Source organism: Microbacterium yannicii PS01 (assembly GCF_000304335.1).
Taxonomy (GTDB): Bacteria; Actinomycetota; Actinomycetes; order Actinomycetales; family Microbacteriaceae; genus Microbacterium; species Microbacterium yannicii_A.
Window position 1 is genome coordinate 13,131 of sequence record NZ_CAJF01000036.1, and the last position, 23,017, is coordinate 36,147.

23 protein-coding genes are annotated in these 23,017 nt (G+C 69.7%); 7 read left to right on the forward strand and 16 right to left on the reverse strand.

Annotated features, from left to right (window positions below):
- Positions 1-127: 127 nt before the first annotated feature.
- The 3 genes from menC to WYM_RS16480 all read right to left on the reverse strand — a co-directional run bounded on the left by menC (position 128) and on the right by WYM_RS16480 (position 2,706).
- On the reverse strand, positions 128-1,267 hold the full coding sequence (menC, locus tag WYM_RS16470; RefSeq protein WP_019181945.1) for an o-succinylbenzoate synthase: 1,140 nt from the start codon (positions 1,265-1,267) through the stop codon (positions 128-130).
- Between the two features lie 202 nt (positions 1,268-1,469).
- Positions 1,470-1,616, reverse strand: a complete 147-nt coding sequence (locus WYM_RS21850; protein ID WP_019181946.1) for a hypothetical protein — start codon at positions 1,614-1,616, stop codon at positions 1,470-1,472.
- Positions 1,617-1,773: 157 nt separating this feature from the next.
- Positions 1,774-2,706, reverse strand: a complete 933-nt coding sequence (locus tag WYM_RS16480; protein WP_019181947.1) for a cyclase family protein — start codon at positions 2,704-2,706, stop codon at positions 1,774-1,776.
- A 197-nt stretch (positions 2,707-2,903) separates the two neighbouring features.
- On the opposite strand from WYM_RS16480, the gene WYM_RS20585 reads away from it, so the two are divergent.
- Both WYM_RS20585 and WYM_RS16490 read left to right on the forward strand, forming a co-directional pair.
- Positions 2,904-3,710, forward strand: a complete 807-nt coding sequence (locus WYM_RS20585) for an SDR family oxidoreductase (protein WP_019181948.1) — start codon at positions 2,904-2,906, stop codon at positions 3,708-3,710.
- 2 nt (positions 3,711-3,712) lie between these two features.
- Positions 3,713-3,937: a hypothetical protein gene (locus tag WYM_RS16490; RefSeq protein ID WP_157525289.1), complete on the forward strand. Its 225-nt coding sequence runs from the start codon at positions 3,713-3,715 to the stop codon at positions 3,935-3,937.
- Between the two features lie 101 nt (positions 3,938-4,038).
- Here the strand turns inward: WYM_RS16490 and WYM_RS16495 are convergent, their stop codons facing one another.
- Positions 4,039-4,752, reverse strand: a complete 714-nt coding sequence (locus tag WYM_RS16495; RefSeq protein ID WP_019181950.1) for a GNAT family N-acetyltransferase — start codon at positions 4,750-4,752, stop codon at positions 4,039-4,041.
- A 210-nt stretch (positions 4,753-4,962) separates the two neighbouring features.
- On the opposite strand from WYM_RS16495, the gene WYM_RS16505 reads away from it, so the two are divergent.
- Together WYM_RS16505 and WYM_RS16510 are read left to right on the forward strand one after the other, a co-directional pair.
- Positions 4,963-6,366: an MFS transporter gene (locus WYM_RS16505; protein ID WP_026059880.1), complete on the forward strand. Its 1,404-nt coding sequence runs from the start codon at positions 4,963-4,965 to the stop codon at positions 6,364-6,366.
- Positions 6,367-6,446: 80 nt separating this feature from the next.
- Complete coding sequence (locus WYM_RS16510) at positions 6,447-8,057, forward strand: peptide MFS transporter (RefSeq protein ID WP_019181953.1); 1,611 nt, start codon at positions 6,447-6,449, stop codon at positions 8,055-8,057.
- An 87-nt stretch (positions 8,058-8,144) separates the two neighbouring features.
- Here the strand turns inward: WYM_RS16510 and WYM_RS20590 are convergent, their stop codons facing one another.
- The 6 genes from WYM_RS20590 to WYM_RS20595 all read right to left on the reverse strand — a co-directional run bounded on the left by WYM_RS20590 (position 8,145) and on the right by WYM_RS20595 (position 15,263).
- On the reverse strand, positions 8,145-10,859 hold the full coding sequence (locus tag WYM_RS20590; RefSeq protein ID WP_019181954.1) for an alpha-L-rhamnosidase: 2,715 nt from the start codon (positions 10,857-10,859) through the stop codon (positions 8,145-8,147).
- Between the two features lie 30 nt (positions 10,860-10,889).
- Complete coding sequence (locus WYM_RS16520; protein ID WP_019181955.1) at positions 10,890-11,744, reverse strand: fumarylacetoacetate hydrolase family protein; 855 nt, start codon at positions 11,742-11,744, stop codon at positions 10,890-10,892.
- 10 nt (positions 11,745-11,754) lie between these two features.
- A complete protein-coding gene (locus WYM_RS16525) occupies positions 11,755-12,630 on the reverse strand; it encodes a fumarylacetoacetate hydrolase family protein (RefSeq protein WP_019181956.1) in 876 nt (291 codons plus the stop codon).
- Positions 12,631-12,683: 53 nt separating this feature from the next.
- Positions 12,684-13,475: an SDR family NAD(P)-dependent oxidoreductase gene (locus WYM_RS16530; protein ID WP_019181957.1), complete on the reverse strand. Its 792-nt coding sequence runs from the start codon at positions 13,473-13,475 to the stop codon at positions 12,684-12,686.
- Between the two features lie 25 nt (positions 13,476-13,500).
- On the reverse strand, positions 13,501-14,304 hold the full coding sequence (locus WYM_RS16535) for an SDR family NAD(P)-dependent oxidoreductase (RefSeq protein WP_019181958.1): 804 nt from the start codon (positions 14,302-14,304) through the stop codon (positions 13,501-13,503).
- Between the two features lie 77 nt (positions 14,305-14,381).
- A complete protein-coding gene (locus WYM_RS20595) occupies positions 14,382-15,263 on the reverse strand; it encodes an alpha/beta hydrolase (protein ID WP_019181959.1) in 882 nt (293 codons plus the stop codon).
- Between the two features lie 75 nt (positions 15,264-15,338).
- On the opposite strand from WYM_RS20595, the gene WYM_RS16545 reads away from it, so the two are divergent.
- Together WYM_RS16545 and WYM_RS16550 are read left to right on the forward strand one after the other, a co-directional pair.
- A complete protein-coding gene (locus WYM_RS16545) occupies positions 15,339-15,920 on the forward strand; it encodes a carboxymuconolactone decarboxylase family protein (protein WP_202802648.1) in 582 nt (193 codons plus the stop codon).
- Between the two features lie 39 nt (positions 15,921-15,959).
- A complete protein-coding gene (locus WYM_RS16550; protein ID WP_019181961.1) occupies positions 15,960-16,775 on the forward strand; it encodes an IclR family transcriptional regulator in 816 nt (271 codons plus the stop codon).
- 29 nt (positions 16,776-16,804) lie between these two features.
- On the opposite strand, the gene WYM_RS20600 is transcribed toward WYM_RS16550, so the two are convergent.
- The 4 genes from WYM_RS20600 to WYM_RS20615 all read right to left on the reverse strand — a co-directional run bounded on the left by WYM_RS20600 (position 16,805) and on the right by WYM_RS20615 (position 20,062).
- A complete protein-coding gene (locus tag WYM_RS20600; RefSeq protein ID WP_202802649.1) occupies positions 16,805-17,692 on the reverse strand; it encodes an alpha/beta hydrolase fold domain-containing protein in 888 nt (295 codons plus the stop codon).
- 81 nt (positions 17,693-17,773) lie between these two features.
- Complete coding sequence (locus WYM_RS20605) at positions 17,774-18,700, reverse strand: nucleoside hydrolase (protein WP_019181963.1); 927 nt, start codon at positions 18,698-18,700, stop codon at positions 17,774-17,776.
- Positions 18,700-19,515 (reverse strand): alpha/beta hydrolase, encoded by an 816-nt coding sequence (locus tag WYM_RS20610; RefSeq protein ID WP_019181964.1) that lies wholly within the window; start codon positions 19,513-19,515, stop codon positions 18,700-18,702. The genes WYM_RS20605 and WYM_RS20610 overlap by 1 nt, the downstream gene beginning before the upstream one ends.
- 1 nt (position 19,516) lies before the next feature.
- Complete coding sequence (locus WYM_RS20615; RefSeq protein WP_019181965.1) at positions 19,517-20,062, reverse strand: quercetin 2,3-dioxygenase; 546 nt, start codon at positions 20,060-20,062, stop codon at positions 19,517-19,519.
- 154 nt (positions 20,063-20,216) lie between these two features.
- Here WYM_RS20615 and WYM_RS16575 point away from each other — a divergent pair, with 154 nt between their 5' ends.
- Positions 20,217-21,128, forward strand: a complete 912-nt coding sequence (locus WYM_RS16575; protein ID WP_019181966.1) for a LysR family transcriptional regulator — start codon at positions 20,217-20,219, stop codon at positions 21,126-21,128.
- 15 nt (positions 21,129-21,143) lie between these two features.
- On the opposite strand, the gene WYM_RS20620 is transcribed toward WYM_RS16575, so the two are convergent.
- Together WYM_RS20620 and WYM_RS20625 are read right to left on the reverse strand one after the other, a co-directional pair.
- Positions 21,144-22,004, reverse strand: coding sequence for an ATP-binding cassette domain-containing protein (locus WYM_RS20620; RefSeq protein ID WP_019181967.1), 861 nt, complete (start codon positions 22,002-22,004; stop codon positions 21,144-21,146).
- On the reverse strand, positions 22,001-23,017 hold a 1,017-nt coding region (locus tag WYM_RS20625; protein WP_019181968.1), incomplete at its 5' end, for an ABC transporter ATP-binding protein. The genes WYM_RS20625 and WYM_RS20620, both read right to left, overlap by 4 nt.

The window sequence follows — 23,017 nt, forward strand, 5'->3', positions numbered from 1 at the left end:
AACGCCCGGGAGGTTCTCTCTTCGGGATCGACGCACCACGACGCCCCGGCTCCGTGGCGTATCGCGACGTCCGCACCATCGTCCGGAGTCGGGAACGGATCGCGCGCATGATTCCAGCCTCGAGGCCCTACCGCGTGACCGTCTCGCGGGCGACGGTGAAGTCGTCGAGCGCCACCGGGTCGATCTCGACCCCGAGGCCCGGGCCGGTTGGCACGCGCACGTGGCCGTCTTCGAGCACGGCGGGCTCGGTGACGATGTCGCGCGCATAGAAGCGGCTCGATGCCGATACGTCACCGGGCAAGGTGAAGCCGGGAAGCGCCGCGAGGGCCGCGTTCGCGGCGCGTCCGATGCCCGTCTCGAGCATGCCGCCGCACCACACCGGCACCCCGGCGTCGCGGCAGCGGTCGTGGATGCGCACCGCCTCGAGGTAGCCGCCGATGCGCCCGGCCTTGATGTTGATGACCGATGCCGAGCCCAGCGCGAGCGCATCGGCCGCGGCCTTGTCCGACACGATCGACTCGTCCAGGCACACCGGCGTTCGCAGCCGGCGCGCGAGCTGGGCGTGGTCGACGAGGTCGTCCTCTTGCAGCGGCTGCTCGATCAGAAGCAGGTCGAAGCGATCCAGTTCGGCCAGGGTCGCGGCATCCGCCAGCGTGTACGCGGAGTTGGCGTCGACCTGCAGCGGGATCGAGCCGAACGCGTCGCGGACGGCGGCGGTGTCGGCGACGTCGCGCCCCGGCTTGATCTTGATCTTGATGCGGACGTAGCCCTCGTCGAGGTAGCCGCCGACCGCCTCGGCGAGCGCGGCGGGATCCCGCTGGATGCCGACCGACACGCCGCTCGGCACGCGGTCGCGGACTGCGCCCAGGTACTCGCCGAGCGGGCGTCCCTCGGCGCGGAGCGCGGCGTCGAGCGCTGCGAGCTCGAGCCCGGCCTTCGCCATGCGATGGCCCTTGAACGGCTCGAGCACCCGGGCGACGTCTTCGGGCGCGAGCCCCGTACCGGCGCTGTCGAGCAGCGCCGGCGCCAGGAACCGCAGGGCCACGTCCCACGCTCCCTGCGTGTACTCGCTCGAGTAGAGCGGGTCGGCCTGCGTGACGATCTCGCCCCAGCCCTCGCCATCGGACGTGAGCGCCCGCACGACGATGACCTCACGCGCCGTCTCGGTTCCGAACGAGGTCGTGAACGGCGAGACGAGCGGCAGGTGCAGCACTCGCAGCTCGAATCCTTCGAGGGCGACGGATGCCGCGGGCCGGGCGATGGGCATGCGCTCAGCGTACGCCGGGACCGCCGTGGCACCGGGCCGCGGCTCGTCGCAGAGCGGCCCGGGCTCGTTGCGCGGAGCAGCTGCTCTGGCGAGAACAGGCCGATACTGACGGCGCCGACCTGCCTCCGCCGGAACACCTGTTTCGGGCGAGACCCTGCGGCTGGCCCGCAGCCCGTTGCTCAGGCTCAGTGCGCGGTGCGGCTCAGTGGGCGAACTGCATGCCGGGCTCGCGCCGCGCGGCGACGTACGTCGACCGAGCGTGGCGCGGGCGGCGCCGGCGCGGAATCCTGGCGCCCTCACGCCTCGCGCCGCTCAGTACTGCGATCAGCTTCTCGATGTGCTCGTGCATCGCTCTCCTCCTCGTTCACGGGGAAGGAGCGGGCCGCGGCGGCTCTGATACGTCACTGTCGATTCTTCGACAGGAGAATGCGGCCTCCACAGGACGCACCAGGCTCGAAGTCTCCGGGAGAAGCCTGGTTGACCTGTCGAGCGCCCGCGAGCGGGAGTCAGCCCGCGATCTCGCCGAAGGCGCGCACGGGAAAGGTGCCGAAGCCCTCGACCGCGGGCGGCGCCGCGGTGAAGCGCGCACCGCGGGGCGGCAGCTCGCCGAGGTTCGTCAGGTGCTCGACGACGTGGACGCCCGCTCCCAGCAGCAGCGAGTGCGCGGGGCGCTCGCCGCCCGATTCGGTGTCGTCGATGTTGAGAGAGTCGATCCCGACGAGCACCGCGCCGGCGTCGATCAGCCACTGCGCGCCCTCCCCGGTGAGGAACGAGGCGCCGCTGCCGTACTCGGGGCGCCCGAACCAGCGATCCCACCCGGTGTGCAGCAGCACGGCGGCGCCTCGCACGTCGCGATCGGCGAGCATCTCCGGACGGATGCCGCGGCTCTCGGCATCCCATGAATCTGCGAGGTGAAACACCTCCGCGCGCAGCCCGACCAGCGACGACAGGTCGAGGCCGGCGAGGTCGCTGCCCTCGGCGTAGCGGTGGAACGGGCTGTCGAGGTAGGTCCCCGTGTTGCCGATCATCGTGATGACGTCCATCGCGAACTCGGTGCCCGGCGCATACCGGCTGCGGGAGTCCTCGCGCGTGAGGTGCGGCGTGATCGTCGGCGCGGGAAGACCGGGGTACGTCACCAGACCGGCGCGGATGGGGTGGCTGAGATCGACGATCCGGCCGGCGCCCGTGGCGGCGGCATCCGATCCGATGTCGACCCCGCGGCTGCCGCGGTGCGGCTCCTCGACGATGCGCAGACCCCGCAGCTCGACATCCGAGACCAGAGCGAGCCCGAGGTGCTGAATGAGGAGACGGGCGATCTCCTTTTCGGACACGTCGGCCGACGGCAGGTCGAGCCGGAACCCGGTTCCCGACAGCGCTCCACCGTTGCCGAAGCGGATGTCGAAGTCGAAGTGGGCGCGGTGCTGGGCGGAGGCGGGCATGGCGAGAGCCTAGGTGCGTGCGAGCCGCCCGCAGAGGGATCACTCTCGTCCAGGGCGAAAAGGGCAGGATTCCTCCTGTTCAGGAGCATTTCCCTGCGAACGACCGGCCCGACGAGGTGCCGCCCGACCTCTAGCCCGTCGCGCACGCGATGGCAACCCCTTCGGCGCGGGCAGCCCGCCCTCGTAGCGTCGGGGCCATGGACACTTTCGACTTCGCACCCCACCGCGCGATCGTGACCGCCTCGGACTCGGGCATCGGCCAGGCGACCGCACTCGCGCTCGCCGACGCCGGCATGGACGTCGGCATCACGTGGCACTCCGACGAGGCCGGAGCTCAGCGCACCGCCGACGGCGTGCGCGAGCGCGGCCGCAACGCCGAGGTGACCCGCCTCGATGCCACCGACCTCGAGCGCGTGGCGCCGACCATCGACGACCTCGTCGAACGCCTCGGTGGCATCGACGTCTTCGTCAACAACGCTGGCGGCGGCTCGGGCGGCCCGTTCCTCGACGTCGGCGTCGACGACTGGCGCCAGGTGGTCTCACTCAACCTCGACGGCGCGTTCGCCGGACTGCAGGCTGCCGCGCGCCACATGGTCCGTGCCGGGCGCGGGGGCCGGCTCATCGCCGTCACCAGCGTGCATGAGACGCAGCCGCGCGTCGGGTCGGCCGCATATGTCGCGGCGAAGCACGGCCTCGGCGGCCTGATCGAGACGATCGCCCAGGAGCTGGGCCAGCACTCGATCACGGCCAACGCCGTGGCGCCCGGAGAGATCTCGACGCCGCTCAACGATCAGGAATCCGAAGACGCCGAACGCACGCATCGCCCCGGCATCCCGCTCGGTCGCCCCGGCAAGCCGGAGGAAATCGCCGCGGTCATCGCCTTCCTCGCATCGCCGGCGGCCAGCTACGTCACCGGTGCGAGCTGGACCGTCGACGGCGGCATGCTGCAGATGGGTCCGCAGGCGGGCTCCCACCTGACCGACGACTCCTGGCGAGAGGGATGATCATGAGCACATCCGATACGACCAGCAGTGATCCGGCGGGCGCCGACGACACCGGGATGACCGACGAGGAGAAGCGGCGGGACCAGCTGCTCTCGGCGCCCGACGCGGTCGAGTCCGACGCCGATCCCCGCATCGACGTCACGCACCGCGACGGCGTCACGCGCATCGACATCCGCGACGACGCCGCCGTGCGGCCCGGCAACCCGGAAGAGGACCCCGGGACCTGACCCGCCGGGCGGAGATCCGGCCCGACGGCGGAGGATCCGGCGCAGAAGATCCGCCCGCGGCGCGACTTCCCGCCGGGCGGGCGAGGGTCGCGGTTCAGCACTCAGCGGCGCACGAGCAGGTAGCCCCGCTCGTCGTCGAAGCCGCCGATGGCGAGCCCGTCGGCGAGGTGGCCGACGAGGCCGTCCCGCACGCGCAGGCGCCAGGCAGCGGCATCCGCCGGCGCGTCGCGGCGCAGTCTCTCGACGTCGTGCGGCACCTCGACCGAGGCCACCACCTGCTCGTCGGGCGGCGTCGGCACCGGCGGCGCGGCGAGCGCCCACGACACCATGATGCGGTCGGTCTCGTCGCCGCGATTGACGCCGTCGTCCATGGGCCCGTAGTGGTTCACGAGGTACTCGGTCACCCGCGTGCCGAGCACCCGGAGGTTGAAGTGCGCGTTGCGGGCGACGAGCGGGTCGAAGGTCCAGGTGATGTGACCGACCTCTCGCGCCAGGGCCCACTCGCGCTGATGCTGCTTGAGCACGCGGCCGAGGCCCTGTGACTGGTGGTCGGGCAGCACCCCGGTGATGTGGCTGTGCATGGAGCGCGTACCGGGGGCGGCGAAGAAGGCGACGGATGCCCCGACCATGCGGTCGCCGTCGTACAGGCCGACCGCATAGCTGCCGGCATGGGCCAGGGCCCGGAGGAGGTTGGGCGGCATGCCGCCGCGGTCGCCGCCCCACACCTCGGCGAGCACGTCCGAGGCGCGGAACACCTCCTCGACGGTGTCGAGCGGACGGATCTCGAAGCCCGGCGGAGTCGCGGTCGCACCCATGCCCCCAGTGTCCCACCGGCCGGGCGCGCCGAACTCCTGAAAAATGGCGCCCGTCGCGCCGCCCGTCGGCGGGATCATGCGGAGCGCTGCTTGCCCGGGCGCGATGACTCAGGAGTTGCGCACTGACGGCAGGCCGACGCCGCCCTCCGACCGCGCGGATAGCCTGGAGTGATGGGCACGGATGAGCACGACAGACGACGACTCACCCGGATGCCTCGGCAGGGCGCCATCGTGGCGGTCCTCGCGATCGCGGGACTGTGCTCGTCGTTCATGTTCACCCTCATGGTGCCGATCCAGTCCAAGCTGCCCGAGCTGCTGGATGCGAGCCGCGAAGACACCGCATGGGTGGTGACCTCGACGCTTCTGGCGGCCGCGGTGATCACCCCGATCGCGGGGCGACTGGGCGACATGTACGGCAAGCGCCGCATCCTGCTGGTGCTCGTGGCCGTCATGATCGTCGGCTCGGTGATCGCGGCGCTGTCGCCCGGCATCATCGGCATCATCGTCGGGCGCACGCTGCAAGGCGCCATCGTCGGCGTCGTGCCGCTCGGCATCTCGATCATGCGCGACGTCCTGCACGAGGACCGGGTCGACGCCGCGATCGCGTTCATGAGCGCGACGCTCGGCGTCGGCGGCGCCCTCGGCCTGCCGATCAGCGCCTTCGTGACCGAGCGCAGCGACTGGCACGTGCTGTTCTGGATGGCCGCCGCCCTGGGCGCGATCGTGTTCGTGCTCGTGCTGTGGATCGTGCCGGTGAGCGTGCTCCGCACCGCGGGCCGGTTCGACTACCTCGGAGCGGCAGGCCTGGCCGTCGGACTCATCGGCGTGCTGCTCGCCATCTCGCGAGGCAACGAGTGGGGATGGGGATCGCCGCCGGTGCTCGTCGCGGGGCTCGGCGGGATCGCCGTGCTGCTGCTGTGGGGCTGGTTCGAGCTGCGGATCGCCGAGCCGCTGCTCGATCTGCGCGTCGCCGCGCGGCCCGCGGTGCTGCTGACCAACATCGCCTCCATCGCGATGGGCTTCTCGCTGTTCGCGTCGAACGTGGTGTACCCGCAGATGCTCGAGCTGCCCGTCGCCACGGGTGCCGGCTTCGGCCTGTCGCTCTTGGCGGCCAGCCTCGTCGTGATGCCGTCCGGCCTCGTGATGATGCTGCTCTCCCCCGTCGCCGGGCGCATCGCGCAGCGCACCGGCCCCAAGCTCCTGCTGCTCCTCGGCGCCATCTCGCTCATCGTCGCGTACGGCTTCACGCTGCTGTTCTCCTCGGAGGTGTGGCATCTCGTCGTGGCCAACATCCTCATCGGCGCGGGCATCGGCTTCGGCTACGCATCGATGCCCATGCTGATCATGCGCTCGGTGCCGCAGAGCGAGACCGGCGCGTCCAACGGTCTGAATGCGCTGTTCCGGTCACTGGGCACGAGCACCGCCGCCGCCGTCATCGGTGCGGTGCTGGCGAGCTACGCCGTCGACTTCGAGGGAGTGCCCGTTCCGACGTCGCAGGGATTCACGATCTCCCTCATCCTCGGCGGGGCGGCCGCGATCATCGCCCTCGGCATCGGAGTGTTCATCCCCTCCCGGCGGGCGCCGGAGGAGCAGCATCCGTCCCTCCGCGGATGAGACCCCCGCTCTCACCTACTGACGTGGGAGGGACGCGAGCGCTAGCCTGACGTCATTGTCAGGGATGACAGGAGCGAGCCATGGTCCGGGGCGACGACCGCAATCCGCACGACGAGCCGGAGCCCGAGCAGGTTCCGGTGGGTGCACCGGAAGGCGCGACGGCGGCGGGGGATGTCTCGACCCGGCGCGGCCAGGCCGCCGCGCGCGCCAGCGGCACTGACGCGGCCGGCACCACCGCACCCGATGACGAGTCCGACCATGACACGCGCTTCTTCGGCCAGCCGTGGGCTCTCGCGCACGTCTTCGGCGTGGAGATGTGGGAGCGGTTCAGCTTCTACGGCATGCAGGGCATCCTGCTCATCTACATGTACTACACGGTCGCCGAGGGCGGCCTCGGGATCGACCAGGCCGTCGCCACCGGCATCGTCGGGGCGTACGGCGGCACGGTGTACCTGTCGACGATCCTCGGCGCGTGGGTCGCCGACCGCCTGCTCGGCTCGGAGCGGGTGCTGTTCTACAGCGCGATCGTCATCATGCTCGGCCACATCGGGCTCGCCATCCTGCCGAACGTGTGGGGGCTCGGCGTCGGCCTGGTGCTGGTCGCGGTCGGCTCGGGCGGCCTGAAGGCCAACGCCACGTCGGTGGTCGGCACCCTGTACGCCGAGAAGGACCCGCGACGTGATGCCGGCTTCTCGCTCTTCTACCTCGGCATCAACCTCGGCGCCTTCTTCGGCCCGATCGTCACGGGAGCGCTGCAGTCCTCGATCGGCTTCCACGCCGGCTTCGCCGCGGCGGCGGTCGGCATGGCCCTGGGCCTCATCCAGTACTCGTTCGGCCGCAAGCAGCTCCCGGCCTCGTCGCGGATCGTGCCGAACCCGCTGCCGGCCAGCCGACGGCTGGTGGTCGTCGGCGTCGCGATCGGCGGGCTCGTGGTGCTCGCGACGCTCGTGCTGCTCGGGGTGATCCGGGCCGACAACCTCGCCGGGATCGTGATCATCGTGACGCTGGTCGCGGCGATCGCCTACTTCTCGGTCATCCTCACGTCGCGTGCGATCTCGGCGGTCGAGCGCTCGCGCGTCTTCGGCTTCATCCCGCTGTTCATCGTCAACGTCGGCTTCTGGTCGCTGTACCAGCAGCAGTTCACGGTGCTCACGATCTACTCCGACCAGCAGCTGAACCGCAACATCCTCGGCTGGGAGATGCCGGTCTCGTGGGTCAACTCCATCAACCCGATCTTCGTCATCATCCTGTCGGGCGTCTTCGCCGCCGTCTGGACGAAGATGGGCAGCCGGCAGCCGTCGACGCCGGTGAAGTTCGCCCTCGGCGCGATCATCATGGGCATCGCGTTCCTGCTGTTCCTGCCATGGGCCAACGGCGCCCCGAACTCGACCCCGCTGCTCGCGATCGTCGGCATCCTGCTGGTCTTCACGATCGCCGAGCTCTTCATCTCCCCCGTGGGCCTGTCGGCCTCGACGAAGCTCGCGCCGCAGCGGTTCCACACGCAGATGGTCGCGCTGTACTTCCTCTCCGTCGCGCTCGGCACCTCGATCGCCGGCTGGCTCGCGCAGTTCTACGACCCGACGAACGAGGTCCCCTACTTCACGATCCTCGGCTTCATCGCGATCGGCCTCGGCATCGCGCTGTGGTTCTCGGTGAAGCCGGTGCTCGCGCTGATGCGGGGTGTGCGTTAGCACCCGGGGGTCTGGGGCGAAGCCCCAGTGGGCGGTGTGCGCTAGCACCGGGGGGTCGGGGGCAGAGCCCCAGTGAGCGGGTGTGCGCTAGACCGAGCTCTCCACGAGGGAGATCGCGTGGATGCTGCGGCCCGGCGCCAGGCGTATCGTCGCGCCCGCCGCGACCAGCTGGGCGTCGACACCGAACGGCACGTCGACGACGACGGATGCCGCGTCCGCCGTCCGGGTCCACTCCACGCCGAGCCGTCCGTGGGGCGTGCCGACATGCGCGGCGATCGAATCCACCCCGATCTCGAAATCGGGCTCGATCACCGCGGTGCGGTAGCCCGGCGAGGTCGCGCGAAGACCGGCGACGCGACGGTAGAGCCAGTCGTCGACGGTTCCGGGCGCGTAGTGGTTGAGCGACATGGGCCGGATCTCGCCGTCGGGTGAGATGGCGTCCCAGGTCTCCCAGAAGGTGGTGGCGCCGCGGTCGACTTCGTACAGCCACGACGGCATCTCCGGCTGCCACAGCAGCGTGCGCGCCAGCCGGTGGTGGCCCGTGTCGCAGAGCACATCGAGCAGGTAGGGCGTCGACAGGAATCCGGTGTCGAGGCGATCGCCTCGCTCATGGATCAGCTCCACCAGACGCGCCGCGGTCTGCGCTCTGACGGCGGCGGGCACCATGTCGAACGCGAGAGCCAGAACGTACACGCCCTGCAGGCGCACCGGCAGATCGCCCTGCGCGTCGACATACTCGCCGGCGAAGGCGGCGCGGACCTCGTCCGCTCGGGCGGCGAGGGCAGCGGCATCCGCCGCCCGTCCGAGCGCGGCCGCAGATCTCGCCGCTGTCGAGAGGGTGTGGGCCTGGAACATGGGCGCGATGTACTCGCTGGTCAGGGCCGGCGCGACGCCGAGCGCCTCGTGGACGGGCTTGCCCTCCATCGTGCTGGGGGTGAGCCAGTCGCCGAAGTGCAGGCCGGTGTTGTAGAGGAGCGACTGCGCACGGCGCCTCTCGGGCGAGAGGTCCGTCGCGGCCAGCGCGTGCGGAAGCTCAGCGGCCGCGGTCGCCTGCTGGTACTCGATCCACCGGATGAGGGCGTCGTAGTTCTGCTCGAGAACGCGCCGGTCGCCGAACCGCTCGTACAGGGTCCACGGGACGATCGCGATCGCGTCGCTCCACCCGGCAGCCGCGACGATCGAGCCGATGCCCTGGGCGGCTGCGGCGGCTTCCGCGTCGAACGGCGAGCGCGGCGAGAAGATCGGGATGCGGCCGTCCGGCAGCTGGTCGGCGCGGAGGTTCTCGAGCCACCGCGAGAGGAACGGCACGACCTGCGCGTTGTTGCTGGCCGCGCCGACGAAGGCCTGGATGTCACCGGTCCATCCGGCCTTCTCGCGCTGAGGGCAATCGGTCGGGACCGAGACGAAGTTGCCCCGCTGACTCCAGACGGCGTTCTGATGCAGGCGATCGAGGCGGGGATCGGATGCCGCGAACCGGCCGCTCTGCTCGAGATCGCTCGCGATGACCACGGCGACGACGTCGTCGGTGGTCAGCGGCCTGGACAGACCCGAGACCCGCGCGTAGCGGAACCCGTGATAGGTGAACTCAGGCTCCCACTCGTCGTCCCCGCCCGCGGCGATGAACACGTCGGTCTGCTCCTTGTTGATCCCCGCGATGTTGTCGAACCACGAACCGTCCGCCGCTAGGGTCTCGGTGTGCTCGACCACGACACGCTGCCCGGACGACGTCGCGCGCAGCCGCAGGCGCACGCGACCGGCGACGACCTGCCCGAAGTCGACGATGGTGCCGTCCGGTGTCTCGAGGATCGACAACGCCGGCAGCTCGAGAACACGGCGGACCGGTTCGCCCGTGAACGGGCGGAGCAGCGTGTGGTCGCCGTCGACCTCGACCACCGGCATCCATTCGCTGTCATCGAAACCGGCGCGGTCCCAACCGGTGGGGACCGCCCGGCGGTCGAATCTCTCACCGATGAACAGGTCGGCGTACGCCCACGGCCCGACCGCGCTCCGCGCGTCGGAACCGGATGCGACGACCTCGGCGGAGCCGTCGCCGTACTCGACGTGCAGCTGCCAGATCGCCGAAGTGCGCGTGCCGTACTGTGCGCTGGAACCGGTGAGGCCGAGACGCCCCGCCCACCAGCCGTCGGCCAGCGCGATCCCGATCACGTTCTCTCCCGCGACCATCGACTCGGTGACGTCGTACGACTGCACCGAGATGCGGTGCTCGTAGGCGTCGGAGCCCGGTGCGAGCACCTGGCCGTCGGCACGTTCTCCGTTCACGAAGGCCGAGTACACGCCGCGCGCGGTGGCATGAAGGCGCGCACGTATGGGCTTCTCCCGCAGGAGGAACGGATGCCGCAGCAGCCGTGGCGGCCTCAGCCGCTCCTCGGGAGGCGCCGTCGGACCGAGGCCGCGGATCCAGTCGACGATGCTCCACCGCTCGATGACGGCGTCGTCCTGCACCGGTTCGACCCAGGCCGACTCCCAATCGCCGGACTGCAGCAGACCGGTGCCGAATGTCGAGGCCTCCCACTCGCTCCACCCGTTGCCGCTGGCGTGACTGCGGACGCGCCAGCGGTAGTCGCCATCGGAGATCAGGGCAGGACCGGAGTACTCGACCAAGGACGTCTGGTCGCCGTCCGTCGTGCCGGTCTCCCAGATCACCTCCCCGTGGCGCGTCAGGACCTCGAGCTCGAATGCCGACTGCGCGTGGCTCACGACCCAGGAGAACCTCGGCCGAGCCGTCCCGATGGCGATGGGCGCGTCCAGGTACTCGACCCGCAGGTCATGGCATCCGGTCACGGGCGTTCCTCTCCGCCTCGGGCGAGGCCGCTATCCGGCCGCGGCGAACCGAGTGGTCAGCGTGCCGATTCCCTCGATCTCGCTCACGAGCACATCGTCGGGGCCGATGAATCGCGGCGGCGTACGGCGGTTGCCGATGCCCGACGGCGTGCCGGAGAAGATGATGTCTCCCGGCAGCAGTGGGCAGACGGCCGACAGCCGGACGAGCAGCTCGGGGACGTCGTAGAGCATCATCGACGTGCGCGAGGCCTGCATCTGCTCACCCGACAGAAGACACGAGATGGCGAGATCATCGCGGTCCGGCAGCTCGTCGGTTGTGACGAGCCACGGACCGGTCGGCCCGAAGCCGGGGAACGACTTGCCGAGGCTGAACTGCGGGGCGGCACCCTGAAGCTGGGTGATGCGCTCCGAGAGGTCCTGCCCGATGGTCAGGCCCGCCACATGGTCCCACGCGCTGTCCCGGTCGAGCTTGTGACCCTCGCGGCCGATCACCACGACGAGCTCGACCTCCCAGTCGACGTTGCCCTCGGGCAGTTCGACGACAGCCCCCTGGCCCACGATGGACGACGGGAACTTGGTGAACGTCACGGGCATCGAGTCGGGCGGGTAGCCCGCTTCCGCGGCGTGCTCGGCATAGTTCAGGCCGATCGCGAACACCTGCCGCGGGCGCGGCACCGGGGCCGCCAGCTCCGCGGCGTCGAACGACACGCTCCCTACGGCATCCGCTCGTTCCAGCGCTGCCGCCCATTCGGCGAAGGCGGCCCAGTCCTCGAAGAGGTGCTGAGGGTCGGGACCGAATCGTCCGTCGGAGGCGTCGGCGATGTCGATCGCGCCGTTCTCGCTCTGGACGAGAACCGCGCGACCGGCCAGGTTGGCGATCTTCACCGGATGATCCTCACCAGTCCACGCGCTGCGGGGCGGGCTCGCCGTAGCGGTCCTCCCACGAGATGACCCTGTTGCGGAGGGTGCCGATGCCGGTGATCTCGGCCTCGATCTCGTCACCGGGCTTCAAGTAGAAGTCGAACGGATTCGGCTGCACCGCGGCCACTCCCGAGATGGTGCCCGTCGTGATGAGGTCGCCGGCGCTGTAGGTCTGCGGCGAGTGATACGCGACCAGGTGCGGGAACTTGATGCGCGTCTGGTTCGTGTTCCCCTGCTGGCGCACCTCGCCGTTGACGCGCAGCTGCATGGGCAGCTCGTGCATGTCGGGCACCTCATCCCGCGTGACGATCCAAGGGCCGATCGGGCAGAACGTCTCGATCGCCTTGCTGAACGAGAACACACCCGACTCCATCTCCTTGCGCTGGATGTCGCGCGCCGAGATGTCGTTGAAGACGGTGAAGCCGGCGATGTAGTCGTCGGCTTCGTCGGGTCCGAAGAACTTGCCCGACTTGCCGATGACGATGGCCAGCTCGAGCTCGTAGTCGAGCTCCTTGGTGAGCCCCTCGGGGTAGACGATGTCGTCGCCCGGGCCGATGATCGCGTCGACGTTCTGGAAGAAGACGATGCCCTTGTGCACGGGGTGCGACCAGTCGACGGCCGTCAGCTCGTTGTGGTGGTCGGCGAAGTTGCCCGCGGTGTGGAAGAACTTCTTCGGGCGGATCGGCGCCTCGAGCTTCACGTCGGCATACTGCAGGCGCTCTCCGGTCTCGCGGACGTCACCGCCGCGCTCGAAGTACTCCCGCGTCGACGGGACGTCGAGCTCGATGACGGTGCCCTCCTCGAGTTCCAGCCGGCCCACGCGACCGCCGTCGAAAGTGATGAGCTTCATATTCCTGTCTCCTTGTTCCAATCGGATGCCGTCGTCCCGAGCCCATCGAGGGGCTAGGCGCCGACCATGTTGAAGCCGCCGTCGGCGAGCATGTAGCCACCGGTCAGATGCGCGGCCTCATCGGTCGCGAGCCACAGGCAGGCGCCGGTGACGAACTCGGGCGGCGGGATGACGCCCATCGGCGTCTGCGAGATGAGCACCTCGCGGCGCCCGTTCTTCCAGTCCTCGCGATTGAGGAGGCGCTCGGTCTCCATGAAGCCGGGCGCGAAGGTGTTGACCCGCACCGCCGGCGCGAACGCCTTCGCGTACGACTTGGTGATGCCGAGGATGGCGTACTTCGCCGCGGCGTACTGGGGAGCCCGAGCGGAGCCGCGCACGATCACCGTCGACCCGACCTGCACGATGCTGCCGTGGCCCTGCTGCAGCATCCGCTCGCCGAATTCGTGCGTCATGAGCAGCGTGCCCTTGACGTCGATGTCGATGACGGCGTCGAGAGCCTCCTGCGTCAGCTCGTCCCAGTTCATCTGCTCGCTGGAGACGTCTCCGACGTTGTTGACCAGCACGTCCAAGGTGCCGAACGCCTCCCAGACCTCGTCGGCCATGCGCTTGATCTGATCCCACGATCCGATGTCGGCCTGGACGAGGATCCCGTCGCTGCCCGCCTCGCGAACGCGCTCGAGCGTCGCCTCGGCACCCGCCCGCGATGAGCGGTAGTGCACGGCGACCCGGGCGCCCTCCTGGGCGGCGCGCACGGCGATCTCGGCGCCGAAGCCGGTGCCGGCACCCGTGACGAGCACCGTCTTGCCGGCGAAGCGGGGGAAGATCTGCGGGGTGGTGTCGGTCATCTGTTTCTCCTGTCGTCGTGCCGTGTCAGACCAGCGTCCGGCCGCCGTCGATGTACATCACGTGGCCGGTGATGAAGCCGGCGTGCCGTGACGACAGGAAGAGGGCGGGTCCGGTCAGTTCGTCGGGGGTGCCGAGGCGGCCTGCGGGAACGAGGCTCTCGAGGTCCTTGCGCTTGCCCGGCTTGGCGAGCTCGCCCGCCGTGAGCGGGGTCTCGATGTAGCCCGGTGCCAGCGCATTCACCGTCACTCCCGAGACCGCCCACTCCCGCGCCATGACACGCAGGAGCTGATTGATCCCGCCCTTCGAGGCGGCGTAGGGGCCGTGGGAGTGGTGGGCGAGCAGGCCCGACACACTCGAGAGCGCGAGGACGCGCCCGTACCCCTGGTCGACCATGTGCCGCCCGGCGGCCTGCGCGAGCCCGAACAGGGACGAGAGGTTCACCCTGAGGATGTGGTCCCACTCGTCTTCGGTGAACTCGAGGATGGGTCGGCGGTCGTTGATGCCGACGGCGTGCAGCAGCACGTCGAGGCCCCCGAGCCGCTCGATGACGTCGGCCACCACTCGTTCCCCCGCCCCGTGCTCGGTGAGGTCGGCCTGGATCAGCTCGTGGCGGGTGTCGACGTCTGCCAGCTGGGCGCCGATCGCGTCCAGTGAGCGCTGGTCACGGTCGACGATGGCGACGGACGCTCCGGCCCCGGCATATGCGAGTGCGCACGCGCCTCCGATGCCGCCCGCCCCGGCGACCAGGACTCGGGCGCCGTGCAGTCCCAGCCACTCGGCGTTGCGTCCGGCCCCAGCGCTCGCCTCGAGCGTGTCGTTCGTCGACATCGATGACCCTTCGCCGTTGAATTCATTGAGAGAAAGTTGCTTTCGCACAATGAATCTATCCGCAGGCTCTCGGACTGTCAATCCGAGAGAACTCCGGCCATCAGGGCGAGGGCCCGCTCCGCCGACTGATTCCCCACCTCGTTGAGGTAGCCGTGCAGCGCACCTCGCTCCCGCACCAGGGTGACGTCCACGCCGCCAAGAGCGAGGTCGGCGGCGAAAGCCTCGCCGGACGAACGCAGGCGGTCGCGTTCGGCATTCATGATGAGCGTGCGCGGCATCCCTCGCATGTCGTGGCCTCCGGGGAAGGCGTAGACCTCATCAGGTGAGGCGCCGCCCAGATAGCCCGTGTTGATCGCCCGCGTCGCCTCGGGCGGGAACTCCGCCCCGGGCGGCAGGGCCTCCAGGAAGCCGGCGAGTTCCGCATCCGCAGCGGGGAGGTCGGAATGCAGCACCGGGTAGATCAGCAGCAGTGATGCGGGAACCGGCCCGCGCGCGTCCCTCAGCCGCACCGCCGCCCCCGCAGATAGGTTGCCGCCGGCGCTCGCGCCGCCGAGCGACACCCGTTCCGGATCACCACCCCAGCCGGGCGCATTCTCGCGTGCCCACAGGAACGCGGCGGCGGTCTGCAGAGATGCGGTGGGGTACGCCGAGCGAGGCCCGGCGGCGGCGATCTCGCTCGCGACCTGCTCGGCGGTCGGACCCGTGCCGCCGTCTCGGGGCGGAAGGGGCGGCAGCCCGTCCACGGGGCTGAGCGTGTAGTCCACCGAGACGATGGTCGTGCCCTGGGCGCTCAGGCGTCGGGCGATCTCGTCCGCCTCCGGCATGTCGAGGGTGCCGAACATGAACGCGCCGCCGTGCAGCCACACGAGTACCGATCCGTTCGGCGTGCCCGCCGGGTACACCCGCACGCGGAAGTCGGAGCCGCCCGCGTTCAATGTGTGTTCCGATGTGTTCGTCATGCGTCCGATCTCCTCTGACCGTTCATTGTGAGAAAGTCACTTTTGCTGATTGAATATACCTGTGTTGCTCGCGCCGTGAGCACCCTGATGAAGGAGAAGCAGATGGCGGCTCGGGTCCGACCCCTGACGCCCGGCGAGCTGACCGCCGAGCAGAGCGCCCTCTATGGAGCGATCACCGGTGGGCTCCGCGCGCAGGAACCGCAGCATTTCGCACTCACCGCCGAGGACGGGGCGTTGCGCGGTCCGTTCGATCTCATGCTGCGCTCCCCCGCCGTGGGCACCGCCCAGCAGGAGCTCGGGACGGCGATCCGCTTTCGCACCGCACTCTCGGATCGCGTGCGGGAACTGGCGATCCTTCTCGTCGCGGCGCACCGCGACAGCACCTTCGAGCGCGAATCGCACGAGGCGATCGCCCGCGCCCTGGGCTTCGGCGAGCCGGAACTGGCTGCCGTGCGGACTCTCGACCTCTCGGGGTTCTCCGGCGGCGAGCGGACCGTGGGACAGGCCGTCCTCGAGCTGCTCGACGGCGACCTCTCCGATGCGAGCTGGGATTCGGCATCCGCTGCTCTCGGTCTTGACGGCCTGTTCGAGCTCACCGCGCTCGTCGGGTACTACTCCACGCTCGCACTGCAGCTGCGGGTGTTCCGTGTCGACTGAGATTGCATGGGCCCGGACCAGCAGATACGGTTTCGCTCTATGAAAGCCGACGACGTCCCCGAGCCGGAAGCCGGAGCAGGCAGGGCCGGCAGCCGCTACCGCATCGAAGCGCTCGCCAAGGGCCTCGACGTGCTCCGCCTGTTCGACGAGTCGGTGACCTCGCTCAAGCTCCGCGAGATCTGCGACCGCACCGGCATCCCGATGCCGACGGCGTTCCGCGTCGTCGCGACCCTCGAGGAGGGCGGCTACCTCGAGCGGCTGCCCGACGGGGGCATACGGCCCGGGGTGGCCGTCCTGCTGCTCGGATCGGCCGCACTGCGCGGTTCGAGCCTCGTTCAGCTGAGCGAGCAGCCGCTCCGACACCTGGCGGAGGAGTCGGGCGAGACGGTCAACCTCGGCGTGCTCGTCGGCGATCAGGTGCTCTATCTCGCACGCCTGCGCAACTCCGACCTCGTGACCGCGAACATCCAGGTCGGCTCGACCCTGCCGGCGGCCTACACGTCGATGGGCAAGCTGCTGCTCGCGTACCTGAGCGACGCGGACCTGGCGCGTACGCTCGCGAATCACGACTTCGGGGCGGATGCCGGTCCCAACGCCGCGACATCCCTCGATGAGCTGCGCGAGCGGCTGGCCCTGATCCGTGAGCAGGGTTACTCGCTGCAGGACCAGGAGGTCGCCGCGGGTCTTCGCTCGGTGTCGGTGCCGGTCTTCGGGCGCGATGAGTCCCGGCCTGCGGCCGCGATCAACATCGCGGTTGCGTCGTCGCGCCACGACGTCTCCTCTCTGCGCGGTCCGCTGCTGACCCGCCTTCGCGCGACAGCTGCTGACATCTCGCGGCTGCTTCGCTCGACCTGAGCACGTCGTCCCGACTACCCACAGACCGTTCAGATCTCCGCGACGGCGGCTTCGAGGAGCATCAGGGTGTGCTCTGCGGCTGGATGACCGATCTCGTTCAGGTACCCGTGCACCGCGTCACGTTCGCGCACGACTCGGACATCGACGCTCGCCGCAGCCAGCTCGGCGGCGAAGGCCTCGCCCGAAGGTCGCAGGCTGTCGAGTTCGGCGTTGACGATCAGCACCCGCGGCAGGCCTGCGAGATCGTGCCCGCCCGCGAACGCGTAGCCGTGCGGGTCGTCGCCGTCGGGCAGATAGTTGCGGTTGATCGCCGCCCGGCTCTGGGGTGTGAACAGGCGCGCCGGCGGAATGTTCCGCAGTAGCTCTGCGGTCTCTTCGTTGGGCGGCAGAATGCCGTCATGGAGGGAAGGATAGACGAGGGCGAGCAGCGCAGGCACGGTCGTGCCGCGGTCGCGCAGGCGCATCGCGGCGCCGGCCGAGAGATTCGCGCCGGCGCTTGCGCCTCCCAGCGCCACGCGGCCGGGATCGGCGCCGTAGGCCCGAGCGTTGTCGACCGCCCAGTCGAATGCGGCGACGATCTGGAGCCCTGCGACCGGGAAGCGCGCGCGGGGCCCGGCAGCCTCCATCTCAGCGCGCATCAGCTCGGGAGACGGGAGACCGGCGTCCGGGTCGGGTGGGCCAAGCGCCGTGAGCGCGTCCAGCGGCGCCAGCGTGTAGTCGACCGAGACCACCGTGATACCGGCTGCGCTGAGCCGCCGACCGACCTGGTCGGCTTCGGGCATCTCCAGCGTCCCGAACATGAATGCGCCGCCGTGCAGCCACACGAGGAGTGTCCCGTTCGGGGTGTCGGCCGGGTATACCCTCACCCGGAAGTCGAAGCCGCCGCCCTTGAGCGGCACGTCGTGGATATCAGTCATTCCGATCGCCTTCCCTTTCAACGACGGGCGCAGCGCGATGGTGCACGCGCGCTGCGACGATCTCATCCGTCATCGCGTCACTCATCCTGCCTCTCCTCTCTCGTCGGCGTGGGCCGCCAGCTTTGCGACGAGATCCGCGTACATGAGTCTCATGTCGACGCCAGTGAAGACACGTACGACGGGCAGCTCCGCCCTGGCGTCGCCGTAAGAACCGTCGGCCTCGATCGGCCTGCGCGGCACGAGCGTCGAAGGCGATGAAGACGGCTCTGCGCGGAAGGTGCCCCGCAGCGCGGTCAGCAGCACGAGCGGACTGTCACCGAGCACAGCGCACTCGCCCAGGCTGGCGCCGAACATCTTCTCGACCCGCTCTGTGAAGGTGCGCCATCGACCGACGAGGTAGGACCCCAGCGGACCGAGCGGAGCGACATCGCGGTCCAGCTCCGCCCACGAGACGAGGCACTGCGCGTAGGTCGGCTCGGGCACCTGCCAGATCGGGATGGGCGACCGGAAGACCACCTGCGCGGCCACCAGGTCGGTGCCCGTGTTGAACTCGGGCTGCTCTGCCGGTTCGTCGTAGCCGAGGCCGCCGATCCAGACCAGCGTCAGGCGCTCGGCGATCCGCGGCTCGGCGAGGAACGCCGTCGCCAGTTCGGTCAGTGCGCCGCCTGCAGCGTAGAAGAGCGGCACGTCGGTGTCGTCGCGCATCGCCTCACGGATGATGCATTCCGTCGCGGACGACGGAGACCGATCGTCGGGAAAGCCGAGCGCCGTACGCGAGCCCGGCACGGCGCGCAGCGCACTCCCGACGAGGGTCAGTACCTCGTCGGCGGCGGCGACACCCTCGGCGACGACGTCGCGGTCGGGCGAGACCATCGCTTCCGGGAGACGGGATGCGATCACCTGCACGACCTCTGTCGAGGTGCACAGCACGTGATGTGCGAGCTGGAACAGCCCGTCGGGATCGCCGGCGAAGTCGTTGTCGATGATGACGCGCGCGCGTGCCGGCATCAGGCTCCAGACGTGGCGGGTCGGTTCGCCGACGATGCCTCGGCCGATGAGGTCACACGTGCGGCGAAGTCGATGGCGGGATCGAACACGCTCGAGGTGTCGTCCAATCCCTGCCAGAAGTGCCGGCCATCCATCACCGGCTGCAGCTCGACGTCCGCGCCGGCAGCGCGCAGAGCAGCGGCGAGAGCCTCGCTCTGGGTGAACGGCACATGTGCGTCGGCGGTCCCGTGGGCGATGTGGAACGGCGGGGCACCGGCGTGCACCTGCAGTGTCGGGCTGGCCAGACGGGCTGTATCGGGCAGGTCGGCGGCGGGGGCTCCGAGCCAGCGGGCCTCACGGGTGTCACCGGGGGCTTCGTCCGAGTCTTCCGCGGCCAAAGCGAACAGATCTGCGGGACCGAACCAATCCACGACGCCGCGGACATCGTCGCGACGCAGTCCGGTCAGCGCGGCCAGGGTCGCGCCCGCCGAAACTCCCCAGACCACCATGCGGCCCGCGTCCACGCCGTGGCGGTCGCCGTTGGCGCGGAGCCACTCGATGGCGGCATCCACATCGTCCAGCTGCGCGGGGAAGCGCCCTTCACCGCTCAGCCGGTACTCGCACGAGGCCACTGCGAAGCCCGCCGCGACGATGCGGTCGAACGATTGCGCATCGCTGATGCCGGGTGTGAACACCTTGCGACTGCCGCGGAGCCACCCTCCGCCGTGCAGGAACACGATGAGCGGGGCACCCGGCGTCTGGGGTGTCCGCAGGTCGAGGGAAAGCGGGCGGAATCCGGCCGGCTGCGCGAAGTCGACCTCGAGGATCGAGCGCACCTCAGTCGCGGAACTGGAACTCGGGCATGAACTGCGTCCAGTACTTCTCTCCCGCGGCGCGCATCACGGCGAAGTCCGGGACGTAGAGGCCCTGCGGTTCGGTCGCATCCGTCTTCTGCCCGATCGCGTGGAAGAAGCGCTCGAAGCCCGCGCTGCCCGCGCCGAACACGGTGGTGGTGTTCTCGATCTTGAACGCGTGGACGACACCGGCCGGCACGTAGGCGAAGTCGCCCGTGGTGAGCGTGGCCTTGGTGTGGTAGTCGGCCTGGTCGTCCATCCACACCGAGATCTCGCCGTCGACGACGTAGAAGAACTCGTGCGTGCGGTGATGGACGTGCGCGGGGATTCGGTCGCCCTGGCGCGCCTTCATCGTCCAGGCCCCGAACTGGTCATCGGTCTCATCGCCGGAGAGCAGGACCTCGAACAGCTGATCGAACACGAGTGACTTCTCGCCCTCGCCGTTGCCGAGCACGTAGGGCTTGGCAACCGCGGGAAGGATGCCGGCGAACGCGATCTTGTCGGGGTCCTGGGCGGTGAAAGTGGTCATGCTTACCTCCTTGTAAGAACGTGGTGCCGTTAGGCAGATGGAGCGTCGGGTCATTCCGATGACTCGCTCCAGATGCATCAAGTCTCGCCAGCGGGTGCGGGCGACGGAAGTTCGAGCTCCCTACCCGGCGTTAGTCCGCGGCTAAGATTCGAGCATGGATGTGCCCATTCACGTCATCCGCTACTTCTGTGTGCTCGCCGAGGAGCTGCACTTCGGGCGCGCCGCCGAGCGACTGAGCATCACGCCTCCGTCCTTGAGCCAGCAGATCAGCCGGCTCGAGCAGCAGCTCGACGTCAAGCTGTTCGACCGAAGCCCCCGCAAAGTGGAGCTGACGGCATACGGTCGCGAGCTTCTGCCCCTCGCGCGGCGCGTGCAGGAGGACCACGACCAGCTGCTCAGCTGGGGACGCTCCGTCCAGCGCGACCGCAAAGCACCGGTGCTGCGAGTGGGCGTGGTCGCCGCGGGCGCGGGCACCCTCACGACGGCTGCGATCGCCGCCACGATGCAGGCGATCCCGCAGGCGCGGATCGAGATGCGGCGCCTGGGTTTCTTCGACGCCGCCGGCGATCTCGAATCCGGGCATGTGGATGTCGTGTTCGCGCCGTGGCCGATGCGGCTGCCGCCCCGCGTGCGGTCCGAACCCCTCTGGCGAGAGGCGCGGGTGCTCGTCGTTCGGGCCGATCACGAGTTCGCCGGACGCGAGAGCATCTCCATCCTCGAGACGGCCGACCTGCAGTTCGTCTCGGTGGCGAACGGCCCTCCCGACGTCGTGAGCTGGTGGCTCGTCGATCCCCGCCCCGACGGGTCGCGGCCCAAGCGCGGACCCACTGCCGACAGCGTCGAGGGGCTTCTCGAGCTGGTCGCCGCGGGCGCAGGAGTCAACATCGCCGGCCAGTCCGCGAGCCAGCACTACCGGCGCGACGAGCTCTCGTTCATCCCGATCACCGACATCGAACCTGCCACGATCGTCCTGTGCAGCCTGAGCGACAGCACCAATCCGATGGTCGACGCCTTCCGGCAGACCGCGCTGAAGCTCTCACCCCTCATGGACGCCACGTTCCACTAGGTCCGCCGAGGGGGGTCAGGCCGCGGGTGCCGTCGCCTTCAGTGCCTGCCAGACGTCACGGCGACGCGCCTGCTCGTCCGGATCGGGAACGGGCGAGGCGGCCATGAGGACCTGTGTGTAGTGGTACTGGGGGTTCTGCAGCACTTCCGCGGTCGTTCCCTGCTCCACTATTCGTCCACGGTTGAGCACGACGACGCGCTGCGCGAGGAACTCCACCACCGCCATGTCGTGGGCGATGAAGAGGTAGCCGAGGTCGGCGCCTGCCCGCAGCTCTGCCAGCAGGTTCAGCACCTGGGCCTGCGTGGACAGATCGAGCGCACTGACAGCTTCATCGCACACGACCAGGCGCGGATCCGTCACCAGCGCCCGCGCGATCGCGATGCGCTGCCGCTGTCCGCCGGAGAACTGGCGGGGGTACCTGCCGGCCGAGCCCGGCGGAAGACCCACGGCTGCGAGGGCGTCCTCCGCCCGACGGTCGCGGTCCGCACGCGGTACGCGGGCCACCCGCAGCGGCTCCGTCAGCGCGTCACCGATCGGTCTGCGCGGGTTCAGCGACGAGTACGGGTCCTGGAACACCGCGCGCATGTCGCCCTGGAGCGACCGGCGCTCCGCGACGCTCGCGCGCGTGATGTTCTTCCCCTCGAACCAGATCTCGCCGCTGGTGACGGCCTGAAGACCGAGGATGGCCCGGCCGATCGTCGTCTTCCCCGACCCCGACTCTCCGACCAGTCCGAGCGTCTCACCGCGCATGATCGTGAACGAGACGTCGTCGACTGCCGCCGGCCCCCTCTTGCCATACCGGACCACCAGGTTGCGCACGTCCAACAGCGGCGTCGCGCCACCCGCCTGGACGGACTCTGCGTCTGCCATCGTCATCGCTCCGCTCCTACCGTCACAGGCAGGCGCCATTCGTCCTGCCGGCCCCGCACCTCGTCCTTGCGCACGCAGCGCACCCCGCCCCGGCCGACGACACGAGGTTCGAGCGGAACGGTGGCGAGGCACTCGTTTCGGGCGAATCGGCAACGCGGGGCGAAGCGGCATCCACTCGTCCATGAACCGGGCAGCGGGACCTGACCGGGGATCGATGCCAGTCGGGAGGTGCTGTCGAGGTCGGGCATCGCGTGAGGGTCGGCCGCGAGGAGCGCCATCGTGTACGGGTGCTCGGGGCGCATCAGCACGTCGCGGACCGAGCCGGTCTCGACGATCTCGCCGGCGTACATGACTGAGACGTCGTCGCAGAGGTCGGCGACCACGCCGAGGTCGTGGGTGACGAGGATGATCGACATCCCGCGCTCGGCGATCAGCCCGCGCAGCAGATCGAGGATCTCCGCCTGGATCGTGACGTCGAGGGCGGTCGTCGGCTCGTCGGCGATCAGCAGACTCGGCCTGCCGGCCAGCGCGAGCGCGATCGCGACACGCTGCGCCATCCCCCCGGAGAGCTGGTGCGGATAGCTCTTGAGCACGCGAGGAACGTCGATGATGCCCACGTCGGTGAGCAGCTGGCCTGCGACCTTCGTGGCCTCGGCGCCGCCGACCCCACGCAGCCGCTTGACGGCAGTGGACAGCTGCGAACGCACCGTGAACATCGGGTCGAGTGCGCGGGTGGGTTCCTGGGAGATGAAGGCGATCTCATGACCGCGCACGCGCTGCAGCGTCTTCTCCGACGCGTGAGCGAGATCCGCCCCGTTCCAGCCGATCCTCCCGGAACGCACCGAGAGACCTGGAGCGAGAAGGCCCAGGAGGGCATACGAGGTGACGCTCTTCCCACACCCCGACTCGCCGACGAGGCCCATCACCGTCCCCGGGCGGACCTTCAGCGAGACACCGGTGACCAACGCGGGTCCGCCATCGACTCCGATGACGAGGTCTTGAACGACCAGTTCGCCCCG